This window comes from Heyndrickxia sp. MSNUG (assembly GCF_049532715.1).
GTDB lineage: Bacteria > Bacillota > Bacilli > Bacillales > Cytobacillaceae > Mesobacillus.
In genome coordinates, this window is record NZ_CP150978.1 from 3,775,667 (window position 1) to 3,787,835 (window position 12,169).

Genomic DNA, 12,169 nt, shown 5'->3' on the forward strand with positions numbered 1-12,169 from the left:
GCATCTCCCCTAACTTGAAATCGAATTTATCTCTGCTCTTTTTTTCAGCTTCATTTGCCTTTCATCAACTAAAAATAATGTTATTCCAGCAATAACAACTAATCCACCTGCTATTTGAGTCAAAATAACATTTTCTCCAAGCAGGTAATATGCGAGTATGGTCGCTCCTACTGGTTCAAAAAGGATTGCCATTGAGATAATTGATGCACTCAGCCATTTTATTGACCAGTTGAATAGCGTATGTCCGAGTAAGGTTGGAATTAAAGCAAGAAGGATGAAATAGACCCAATCACTTTTAGGATAAGGATAGAAGGTTTCTCCAGCTGCAATTACGTAAAAGAACAATGTAATTGAACTAATGCTATAAACAATAAATGTGTATGTTATAAGGGACATTCTTTTTCGCACTGTTTGCCCGAATAGCAGATAAACAGTGACCAGGGCGCAGGCTGCAATTGCCAGGAAGTCTCCGAACAGTGCACTTCCGCTAATTTTGAAATCACCCCAGCTGATAATCACACTTCCGCCAATGGCAATAAACCCGCTTAGAATGGCTTTTGCAGATAATTTTTCTTTGAAGAAAACATAGGCTCCCGCAAATGCAAATAAAGGCTGCAGGGTTACTAACACGGTTGAACTGGCTACAGAGGTGTAGTTCAAAGATTCGAACCATAGAATAAAATGAAAAGCCAGGAAGACTCCGGATATCCCAGTAAATACCCAATCCCGTTTCGTAATAAGACGGAGTTCTGAAACATATTTTAAAAGAAATACCGGGAGCATAAATAAGACTGAAAAAAGCAATCGGTAAAAGGCTATGACTCCCGAAGGGGCAGAAGAAACTTTTACTAAAATAGCTGATGTCGACACTGCAACAACACCTATCGCAACTGCTAAGTATGGATTAACTTTTGGTGATTCCATTACGATTCTCCTTTTAATCAGAAACAATATTTAATTTATATGTATTCTACAATGAATTTCATCTTTTTTCTTATAAAATCAAAAAATAAACTGAAATGAGTTTATTTATCATTAAATAGGGAAAGAAAATACATCTTATCAGGGCAGGAGATATCACATGTTATATTCTATGGATATGGGAATTTTAATTAAGTTGGGAATATCAGCTTTTTTAGGCCTGGTTATTGGACTTGAAAGGGAGATAAAAAGAAAACCTGTTGGATTAAAGACTAGCTTGGTCATATCAATTGTCAGCTGCCTTTTAACAATTGTATCAAGAGAATCAGCATACATGTTCCCTGGAGATGAAGATGTAAACATCACAATGGACCCGCTCCGTCTGGCTGCTCAAATTGTATCAGGAATAGGATTTCTTGGTGCAGGTGTCATTTTGAGAAGAGGGAATGATACAATTTCGGGCCTCACAACCGCAGCAATGATTTGGGGAGCAGCGGGAATCGGCATCACAGTCGGTGCAGGATTTTACTTAGAAGCGATCGCCGGTGTTACTTTATTGATAGTTAGCGTCGAGTTCATTCCATTTCTTATGACATTCATAGGACCAAGACAATTAAGAGAAAAAGAAATTCGTTTGCAATTTAATGTGAACGGCCGTGAAAGCATTGCAGAGATTATTACTAAAATTAAATCTGAAAAAATCTCACTAAAAAATGTACGAATTAAAGATTTAGCAGAGGGAAATCAGCTTGTTCAATTAATAGTGACTGTCGACTTCCGCAGAAAAACCACCGATGTTTATGAAGTGGTTTCCTTAATAGACGGGATCAACAGAGTAGAAATCGAAAGTTTGTAGTTAAAAAGCCGCTGTTGAGTGGCTTTTTTCTGTTTTATTAATAAATTTTTTCTTGCATGTCTGCAAAGTTGGAGATATAATTTTTCTTGTACCTTATCTTATTAGATACGGGGGATTAGCTCAGCTGGGAGAGCGCAACGCTGGCAGCGTTGAGGTCAGGGGTTCGAGCCCCCTATTCTCCACTTACAAAAAGAGAGTGTCCAAAAGTATAATCTTTTGGGCACTTTTTTTATTTTTTGGCCAAGTAAAAATGGTCCGTTGATTTCCGTTTCCAGGCGCTCACTTTCCTAGGGGCTGGGCTGAGCCTCCTCGCCGCCGCTCTAGGTGCGCCTGCGGGACATTGATTAGTTTCCTTGACCCTGCCCACGCACGATGGAAATTCGGTTGCATTTTTATAGCCACTATTATACTGATGTATTAGACAACTTAAATAAATCAGACACAGATAAAACATTTATTAACTTCTATTCACCAAATTCTTTAACTACACTCCTTGCAGGCAGCATAAAGTGCAATATCAATACATCCCATGGGTGGACCCGTAAGTACTTAACCTTGATTGCCACAGAAATACCGTAACTAAAAAGGATAAGCCCAGCAATAGAAAAGGGAACTTGTATTTTAAGTTTCATTTTATCACTTCATATCTTCCAACTTGGATAATGAAATTAGTTTAAATCAACCACGGAAAGCATTTAAAGCAGATATTTCCATGAAATAGAGAACAAAGTACTGGTGGCTTAGCGTACTTTCCCATGCTCTGATGAAGGTAGTAAAACAAAAAAGTGCCAGTTCCCCGATGATCAGGCACTCTATAAATCATGCTCCCATAACCCAAGCATTCCTTTAGCAGGAATGAAGCTGTCCAGCGTCTTTATATTCCTGACTTCCCAGACATACCCTCCCACTTTATAATCACCGAGGAAAAAGTCATTGCCTGACACGATTCTTCCATCCTCCAACACGGCCCATGTCTCATTATTTTCCACCACACTCAGACAATTTTCAAGCTGGCAGGTGGCAATGATCATGCCAGTTGGAAGCTCATCGGCCTTGTACCCATGCTTTAAAAGCAGCGACTTGACCGCCACATGGCTGCAGACTGCCTTATCGACTTTCTTACTCGTATGGATTGCAAGAGGGCCACGATACTTCGTACTCCATGACCTCGTTTCATATTGAGCCTCACGCAAGACGAACAGACTCGCCCAAGGCTGAATCATCGATAACACCTTCATTCCAATCACCCCTTGCCTCAACAACTATTTTGTCTATAGCATCTCCCGGCAATCCCACAAAAACACGGGGGAGGTCATCCAGTCTCAAAAAATCACCTATTCCTGATAATCATGGATACCCATTATGATGGGGCTGTTGAAAGAAGAATTCCAGCCTTTGACGTACTACAAAATCAGGACATGGGGACGGTTCTTGTGTCCCGAAAAATTCCTGTTTCCTGGTTATCAATTATATAAAAAATCCCACCTGCATGTCGGAAAATGATAAATTTAAGGGGAAGCCTCATTTAGCTTCCCTTTGTTAATCTAGCAGTTATAAGCTTCATTCAGCTTTTATTTCGACTCCCGAATGGGACAAGAGAACCGTCCCTGAGTCCCCGGCGATTCCTTTTCATTTTCTTTAAAAAGAAAATAGGATGAATCGAATGAAAACGATCCACCCTATTTGAATGACTATACTGCTTCTAGATCTATATAAGCAATCATTATTATTAACGGACTACAGTTGGACCAACTAATACTCCTGGGCTTTCCCCTAATGCCAATTTGCTAATATTAGCATAGCTAACCTGCTTATACGCTTTTAGTAACTGTTTTAAATCAGAGAATTTATCGTCAGATTTAATTTTTTCAATTTCCCCATGATAGACAGATAATACATATTCATCTTGAGACTTTGGATGAAATTCACTTGTATCTTCATCCATTAATAAAGAGCCCATATATTGATAACCATATTGAAATTGACGAGTCAGTTTAATGATTCTAATGAATTTTTGATAGATAGATGGTTTTTTTGTATTTAAATTTTCGATAGCTGTTAGTGCATTTTTCAATTCGTTGTAACTTGATGCGATTACCATATCATTTCTCCCCTTTGATTTATATTAATCCCATGGTTTATTTAATGTAAGTTTGGACACGAGTTCTTTATTTTGTTCTCTTTTTAGTTTGCGAATTTTTTCACGTTCTTTTCCGGTTTCATAAAGAAATTTTTCTTCCTCTGTTTCTGGAATGACGGCTGGCACTTCTATAGGTCTTTTATTTTCATCCAGTGGAACAAAAGTCAAAAAAGCTGTAGCTGCAATTCTTCGATTTCCAGTTTCAAGGTCTTCAGCAATCACTTTACAGAAAATCTCCATCGACCTTTTTCCGGTATAGCTGACAAATGATTCAATACAGACCGAATCACTTACTCGGATTGGTTCAAGGAAATTTACGGAGTCTGTAGATGCCGTAACACATTCCTTTACCCTTGAATGCCTACGAGCGGAAAGCACTGAACAAGCATCCATCTTCTTCATTAGAACTCCACCAAACAATGTATGATAATTGTTCAAATCGTTAATGAGTACTTGGTCGGTTTGAACAACACGCGTTTCTTTAACCTTTTTTGCTTCCAATTATGATCACACCCTATATAAAATGCTTGAAGCGTTAGCAACTTCTGCATTAAAGTTTTACAAGACAATTATAATATGACCACAGTTGAAAGATACAATGCCGATAGCATATGGTATTCATAACAAAATCGTATGGAAGCGCTTCTTGATATGTGCATGAACAAAAAGCGCAAGCGACTCGAGCTGCTCAAAGCTAACGCTTCTCGCAAGATACCCTAAGAAGCGAAATCGGTGATGAAAACTGGCTAGGTGCTGGAGCCGGACTAAGAAAACCCATATAATTATCCACAACGAAACTATTTTATAATTTTCTAGACAACAAAAAAGCCTCCCCAAACCTGGAGAAGCGTTCAAATAATGGATTCAATTTATAGATCATGACATCGATCAGCTGTCGATAGCTTTACTTTTGCAAATCGGATAAATTCATCGAAAACCTGGGATAAGTTAGAATCCTTTTTCCAGATTAACGCTAGATTCCATTCAATTTCCGGATTGGTTACATTTATTGCTTTAAAATCATTTTTCAGTTCCAAACATGTACTCTCAGGAAGTAACGTTATGCCTATATCATTAGCAACCAGTTCCTGAATAAATTCCAATTGTGATGTTTCCGAAATAATGATTGGTTGAAATCCAACTTCTCTGCAAGCAGAGATGATAAGATTTCTTAACTGAAACTCCTGGTTGAACATAATAAAGCTTTCATTTTGAAGCTCATGCAATGGTACTTCCTGTTTCTCGGCAAGACGATGAGATGAGGGTACAACTAGTTTTAATTTCTCTTTCACAAACAAATACCTGTCTAAAGTTTCATTTTCTTCAGAAAGAACGACTACCCCAAAATCAAGTAAATCTTTGACAATCTTCTCCTCAATCCGCTTAGATCCATCCTCCTCCAATTGAAATGTTATCTCTGGATATTCTTGATGGAACGAGGCAATAAGTTGTGAAAAAAAATCGAATTGGTAATCGTAGGGAGTCCGATACGGACATTTTTCTTTTTTAACATGAGCATATTATCAAGTTCTGAATTCAATAAATTCAACTGTTTTTCAATTATTAATGCATGTTTTTTTAGTATACGACCTGCATCTGTTTCTATCATCTTTTTTCTTGTACGAATGAATAGGGGTGTACCAAGTTCATCCTCCAGTGATTTGATGATTCTACTGAGGGCAGGCTGGGTAATGAACAGATTTTGTGCTGCAGAAGTAAAATTTCCAGTACGTGTAACTTCGATAAAACAATTCAATTGTTTCAATTCCAATTAAATCAATCACCTTATATACATTTTTAAAGATAATTTAGTTTACCATACTTTTGAATTCAACAACTAACTAGAAGCATGGACCCGCTCTTGTAAACCTGAACAATTTAGCACTTCAATACCTTTAACATTTTCTGTGATTCATCGTTCCTATAAAAACGGTAAACAAAAAATCTATCATAACTAAGTCACTAACTTCTGGAACATCTTTAATGACATTAGGCAAGAATTTAACTTATTTAACTCAGTTTTCTAAATGGATTTCCTCTGGCTGATTCACCATCCCCCAAGGAGACTCTGTATAAAAAAACTTGTGATATTAAACTAAACTTTTAATTAGAAGGAGATAAACATCCAGTTTTTTAATTCGGAAGAGCAGGAACCCAATGTTCATATTCTTCCGTTAATATGTGATACGCCTGCTGAGAATTTTCAAGGCGATGGAGCCGAATCTAAAAAGGCAACTATTACCTTTGTTTCAGAATAAATCCACCTACAGGGCTCAATTCTTTAACATTCTCAATTAGGATACTGCTTACCCATTCAAATAGCGAAGTGATAGGCTATCCTGAGGAACCAAAGTAATAATCTTAATAATGATTTTCATTTGTTATAACATAGTCGTTCTACATTAAAATGCAAAACCCCTCCTAAATAGACTCTTTATAAATAAATAAAAGAAGATCATGTCAAACAATAAATTAGTGTTTGGTATTTCAACTTCTCTTTTAACCTATTACAATTAACGGAGGTTGAATTGGATGGTGATCTGTATTGATATCTACATAATGATTCTCCACCTCTTTTTCCAGTTCTTCCGTTATTATCTCCCTCCTGGCTATTAGAGATTAGGATAACAATTTTCATAAATTTTATTTGTTAAATGTTCCTGGATAGATAAATATATTACCGTTTTCTTACTCATTTTTATTAGGGAATCATATATGATTGGAAAAATTAAATATATTTTCTTGATAGGAAGATGCATTACAGAAATAGAACAGGAGTTAAATAGGGAATTCATACCGTTTGAGATTCCCTATTTAACTTTTCTAAAAAACATACTCCAAATAAATTTTCTATCATTTTAATGGTTATTTTTTGAATCTAGTGAGATCTCTCAACACGAGCACTTAAAATGTCTTCTGTTGTGATTTCAAGTAATTTCTCCAGGAAACTTATTGTTCCTATTATATTTTCCTCAGTTTTTACGTTTTCCATTTTCTTATCAGCTATCAAATCATTAAGAACTTTTCTGAAAGCATTGCTTTTTATTAGCCACTCTCCAATCAGTTCCTTTGTTGCAGATCTTTCAAATTCATTTTTCACAGCAAATAAACTCTCTCTTTTTGTTTCTATTATAGTAATAGCATTTAAATCAGAATTCATACGTATCTTAAAATATCTCTTTTCACTATTATAATAATTTTCATTTCTTAACCGAAAATACTCTACACCTATAGTGATTTCGTAAAAAGAAGCTGTCTCTGTAACATATTGAATGTCTTTCACTTCAACATTTTTCAATAGATCTAGATAAGTTTCTATACCATAATGAGTATTTATCATTTTTGCATCCAATACATTCATGAACTTCACATCCTTTTCTACCATCATATTCATTGTTTTCATTACCATTTCACAAATAATGAGCTATTTTTCTTCACATTAAATGTGACAGATGTAATTCTGTTAGTTTTTTTCAACAACATGTCCACCAAATTCGTTTCTTAATGCAGCTACCACTTTACCTGTAAAAGTATCGCTGTCTAATGAACGATAGCGCATCAAAAGAGACATTGCGATAACAGGAGTGGCTGCTTGTAAATCTAAAGCTGTTTCAACTGTCCATTTCCCTTCACCAGAAGAGTGCATAATCCCTTTAATTTCATCTAGCTTTGCATCTTTTGAAAATGCACGTTCAGTCAACTCCATGAGCCATGAACGAATAACTGAGCCGTTATTCCACACTCTAGCCACTTTTTCGTAGTCAAAATCGAACTTGCTTTTTTCTAATACCTCGAATCCTTCACCAATCGCTGCCATCATACCGTATTCAATTCCATTGTGAACCATTTTTAAGAAATGACCGCTCCCTGCTTTACCAGCATAGATAAATCCGTTTTCGACTGCTGTATCCTTGAAAATAGGTTCCACGATGCTCCAGGCTTCAGGGTCTCCACCAATCATATAACATGCTCCATGACGAGCACCTTCCATTCCACCTGAAGTACCGGCATCCATAAAGTGAATTCCTGCTTCCTTTAGCTGGTTATATCGGCGAATAGATTCCTTATAGTGAGAGTTTCCAGCTTCAATTACGATATCTCCAGTGCCTAATAATAGTGTCACTTCATCAATTACTGAATCTACCACAGCATGCGGAACCATAATCCATACAACTCTAGGTTTTTCTAATGATTCAACAAGTTCTTTTAAATCAGATATACCTTGAGCACCGTATTTCTTCATTTCTTCAACGGCACTTCCATTTACATCAAAAGCTACTACTTCGTGCTTGTTATCAATTAAGTTTCGACCTAAGTTTAATCCCATTTTTCCTAAACCAATTAATCCAACTTTCATGTTCATTTCCTCCTTAATAATCTAAAAATATTCTCATCTTTTATTACTACCACCATTTATATCCTTCCTCCGCCAATAATTGATGGGAAGCATCTGGTCCCATTGACCCTGATGGATATAATTGAAGGGGAATTGTATTTTCCTCAAAAGCCTCTAAGATAGGCTGTACCCATTTCCAAGACAACTCCACTTCTTTCCAATGTGCAAAGAACGTTGAGTCGCCACGCATTGCATCGTAAATTAAAAGCTCATACGCTTCAGGAACATCTGCTTGCTTAGCAGAAAAATCAACATTGACTGGTTCGATTTTTCCATTGTTTAATGGGTTTTTCCTATTTAATTGTAATGAAACACTTTCGTTTGGATTGATTTCAATCACTAAAAGATTTGGCGCAGTTTCTCCTTCTTGAGTCCTATACAAATCCTTTAAAGTATTTTTGAATTCAATCACAATGCGGGTGGATTTCTCTGTCATTCTTTTTCCTGTACGGATATAGAAAGGAACCCCTCTCCAAAAATTATCATCCACACATAGACGGGCAGCCACAAATGTGTCATTTAAAGAAGAAGGAGCAACATCAGGTTCTCCTATATACCCAACAACTGGTTTACCTTGGATTTCACCAGGACCATATTGACCTCGAATCACATGATTCACCACATCCTCTTTCTTTAATGGACGAAGTGATTCTATTATTTTTCTCTTTTCATTGCGGATCTCTTCTGCACTAATTTGTTTTGGCAGCTGCATTGCTGTCATCATCAACATTTGCAGCATATGATTTTGAAACATGTCGCGAATAGCCCCAGCTTGATCATAATAACCAGCTCTCTCTTCAACCCCAACTGTTTCGCTTGCAGTAATTTGCACATTTGCAATGTATTGATTGTTCCATAATGCTTGAAGCACTGGATTTGCAAATCCTAACGCTTCCAGGTTTTGTACCATCGGCTTTCCAAGATAGTGGTCGATGCGAAAAATTTCTTCTTCATCGAAAGCTTTACTTAGTTTATCGTTTAATTCTTGAGCTGATTTTAAGTCATGTCCAAACGGTTTTTCGATAATTAGACGTTTCCAACCTTTAGTAGAACCTAGACCACTTTCTTTAATGTTGAAAGCAATCACATTAAAAAACTCTGGAGCAACAGATAGGTAGAACATACGATTTTCAGGAATATTCAATTCTTCTTCACGTTGTTTAACGAGTTCAAGTAATCCTTTATATCCTTCAGCCTTGGTAGCATCTACATGGCTATACCGAAAGGCACGGATAAACACTTCAAGGTTTGAATCTTCATTTAGTGATCGTCTAGAAAATGTTTTTAAGGAATCTTTCACATGGTTTTGGAAATCAGTATCTGATAAATCTTCTCTGCCCACCCCAATAATTGAGATGGACAGAGGTAATTTTTGATCCAAAAATAAATTATATAGAGCCGGGAAGATTTTTCTTTTTGCTAAGTCCCCTGTCGCCCCAAATAAGACAAATGTCATTGCCTCCATTTTACATACCTCCAAAATTAAAAATTCCACTTATGCCTTTCTTAAAAAACTACTTTAACTCTTGATAGCCAATCCCTTGCTTAGCCATATTTTTATTTGAACCTGCTTGGACCTTAATAATGATGTCCCTAAAATGCGAATGACCACATTTTGGACAATAACCATTATTCGATGTGAAGGTTAGGCATCTTGAACAAACTTTGTGATGCTTTGCATGTAACCCGAACATACTATTCACCCTTTCAATGTAGTAAACTGAATGCGGAAGATCAGATGACTGATCAATAACCACAGTATTCGTGAATCCAATGTTGCAACGAGATGTAAGTATAATACCTACATTTTTTAAATGGAAGTACGCACTTTTTATTTAAATAGTGATAAAAAAATAACATACTAACAAAATATACACTATAGGAAATAAACTCATCTATTTTTGTGTAAATTAAATTAAAAAGCCAGGGTGAGCATCCTCTCCCTGGCCAAAAATTATAAGTGATATAAATTTGTTGAGTACAGTATTATTTATGTGTTGAAGCTTTTGCCGTAATAAGCGGATTATCTAAACCCGATGTCTCACAAACATAAGAAGCCTCCATAAATGTATTAGGATCAACTTACAATATAACCCTTTTTATTCCGAATAAATAATTGGATTGGTTATACAATAGATTATTTTCTTCTTTTTACTTAAAAATCCACCTTCCTCATATAAATAGTTAATACTCATATTTAATTCTTTGATTATCCTTTCACCAATTTCATCCGGTTTTTCTGTAATGATCATCACAGATTTACCATGATTAAATCCATCCAAAACATAATTGAACATTTTTGCAACAATGTAATACAAGGCAAGTGACAGCATGGCTTTTTCTAGTGAAAAGACAAAAGGGGCAATATTAATAATTACAACATTAACAGCTAATAAGAATGTGCCATCCGGTATTCGATGATGCCGGTTAAACCATATAGCCAGCATTTCATTCCATCAATGGCCCATCCGCTTTTACAACAATTCCTACCCCTACACCTAAAATTACTCCACCGTAAATAACAATTAACACATCCGATTGTGTAATAACAGGCCTGGATTTAAAAAGAACTAATCCAAAAGAAGTAATGATGTTTGCATACAATGTTCTAATCACAAATGTTTTTTCGACTTCTTTAGCTGTTAAGAGTAAGATAGGGATATTTAAACCTAAAAAAGTGCGAATATTGGTAAGCCCCACATGGCATTTACCATAATTAAAAAGGCAGTTACCCCATCATCTCCCAGCCCATTTGGCGCTAATAATCATTACTAATCCCAATGCAACAATAGCCGCTCCTACTGTTAAAAGAATATAATCAAAAAATTGTTCATTCAATTCCCCAGCAAGAAATGTGTTTGTTAATAAGAGATTTTTTAAACAACATCAACAGTGACAATTTGGGCAATTATCAAGCACTTATACTGAAAACAGGCCATGCGGAATGGTGCATTGTTTCTTTTAAAGTTAATAGTAAGACTATATAGAGTGTTTGTCTTACAGTATACTTTTTAACACTATGTAAAATAAAAGTGCGTACTTTTAATATTTAATCATACGTTGTATACTTGCAATTATTCAGCGAGAGGACATGATACATGATATCCCTTATTGCTGGCAGGTAAAGATAATGCACTATAAGGATAATATTACTTTAAAAGTATTATCACCCTTTGGAGACATTATCACTGTACAACAAAAAAAATTATAGGAGTGAATATAGATGGAATTACAATTAGCATTAGATTTAGTCAATATCCCAGAAGCAATTGAACTGGTAAAAGAAGTAGAGGAACATATTGATATCGTTGAAATCGGTACACCGGTTGTAATTAACGAAGGTCTTCATGCTGTAAAAGCTGTTAAAAAAGCATTCCCTAACTTAAAGGTATTAGCAGACCTAAAAATCATGGATGCAGCTGGTTATGAAGTAATGAAAGCTTCTGAAGCAGGTGCAGATATCATCACAATTCTTGGAACTGCTGAAGATATGTCTATTAAAGGTGCTGTTGAAGAAGCGAAAAAACAAGGTAAAAAAATCCTTGTTGATATGATTGCTGTAAAAGATCTTGCTGGACGTGCAAAAGAAGTGGACGCTATGGGTGTAGATTATATTTGTGTGCATACTGGCTATGATCTTCAAGCAGTTGGAAAGAACTCTTTTGAAGATTTACAAACCATCAAAGGTGTCGTAAAAAATGCTAAAACTGCTATCGCAGGCGGTATTAAGTTAGACACACTTCCAGAAGTCATCAAAGTACAACCAGACCTTGTCATTGTAGGTGGCGGGATAACTGGACAAGCTGATAAAAAAGCTGCTGCTGCCAAAATGCAACAAATGATTAATCAAGGGTAA

At 36.0% G+C, this 12,169-nt stretch carries 11 protein-coding genes, 1 tRNA gene and 1 pseudogene; 3 read left to right on the top strand and 10 right to left on the bottom strand.

What is annotated here, in order from left to right; translation table 11 throughout:
- Positions 1-9: 9 nt before the first annotated feature.
- Positions 10-924, bottom strand: coding sequence for a DMT family transporter (locus tag AABM38_RS19040; RefSeq protein WP_423407774.1), 915 nt, complete (start codon positions 922-924; stop codon positions 10-12).
- A gap of 169 nt (positions 925-1,093) precedes the next feature.
- Between AABM38_RS19040 and AABM38_RS19045 the strand changes: the two genes are divergently transcribed.
- Positions 1,094-1,777 (top strand): MgtC/SapB family protein, encoded by a 684-nt coding sequence (locus tag AABM38_RS19045; protein WP_423410793.1) that lies wholly within the window; start codon positions 1,094-1,096, stop codon positions 1,775-1,777.
- 109 nt (positions 1,778-1,886) lie between these two features.
- Positions 1,887-1,959, top strand: a tRNA-Ala gene (locus tag AABM38_RS19050).
- Positions 1,960-2,589: 630 nt separating this feature from the next.
- Here AABM38_RS19050 and AABM38_RS19055 read toward each other — a convergent pair.
- The 9 genes and pseudogenes from AABM38_RS19055 to AABM38_RS19095 form a co-directional block, all read right to left on the bottom strand.
- Entirely contained in the window at positions 2,590-3,015 is a 426-nt protein-coding gene (locus AABM38_RS19055) for an ASCH domain-containing protein (protein ID WP_423407775.1), read from the bottom strand.
- A gap of 491 nt (positions 3,016-3,506) precedes the next feature.
- Complete coding sequence (locus AABM38_RS19060) at positions 3,507-3,878, bottom strand: hypothetical protein (protein WP_423407776.1); 372 nt, start codon at positions 3,876-3,878, stop codon at positions 3,507-3,509.
- Between the two features lie 24 nt (positions 3,879-3,902).
- On the bottom strand, positions 3,903-4,418 hold the full coding sequence (locus AABM38_RS19065) for an acyl-CoA thioesterase (protein WP_335375359.1): 516 nt from the start codon (positions 4,416-4,418) through the stop codon (positions 3,903-3,905).
- 368 nt (positions 4,419-4,786) lie between these two features.
- Positions 4,787-5,362 (bottom strand): LysR substrate-binding domain-containing protein, encoded by a 576-nt coding sequence (locus tag AABM38_RS19070; RefSeq protein ID WP_423410794.1) that lies wholly within the window; start codon positions 5,360-5,362, stop codon positions 4,787-4,789.
- A complete protein-coding gene (locus AABM38_RS19075) occupies positions 5,329-5,688 on the bottom strand; it encodes a LysR family transcriptional regulator (protein ID WP_423407777.1) in 360 nt (119 codons plus the stop codon). Before AABM38_RS19075 ends, AABM38_RS19070 begins: the two co-directional genes overlap by 34 nt.
- A 1,107-nt stretch (positions 5,689-6,795) precedes the next feature.
- Positions 6,796-7,278 carry a hypothetical protein gene (locus AABM38_RS19080; protein ID WP_423407778.1) on the bottom strand — a complete coding sequence of 161 codons (483 nt, stop codon included), beginning with the start codon at positions 7,276-7,278 and terminating at the stop codon, positions 6,796-6,798.
- 102 nt (positions 7,279-7,380) lie between these two features.
- Positions 7,381-8,274: a phosphogluconate dehydrogenase (NAD(+)-dependent, decarboxylating) gene (gene gnd, locus AABM38_RS19085; protein WP_423407779.1), complete on the bottom strand. Its 894-nt coding sequence runs from the start codon at positions 8,272-8,274 to the stop codon at positions 7,381-7,383.
- Between the two features lie 46 nt (positions 8,275-8,320).
- A complete protein-coding gene (gene zwf, locus AABM38_RS19090) occupies positions 8,321-9,778 on the bottom strand; it encodes a glucose-6-phosphate dehydrogenase (protein ID WP_423407780.1) in 1,458 nt (485 codons plus the stop codon).
- A 521-nt stretch (positions 9,779-10,299) separates the two neighbouring features.
- Positions 10,300-11,151 (bottom strand): annotated as a pseudogene (locus AABM38_RS19095) (YitT family protein).
- A gap of 385 nt (positions 11,152-11,536) precedes the next feature.
- Here AABM38_RS19095 and hxlA point away from each other — a divergent pair.
- A complete protein-coding gene (gene hxlA, locus AABM38_RS19100) occupies positions 11,537-12,169 on the top strand; it encodes a 3-hexulose-6-phosphate synthase (protein WP_423407781.1) in 633 nt (210 codons plus the stop codon).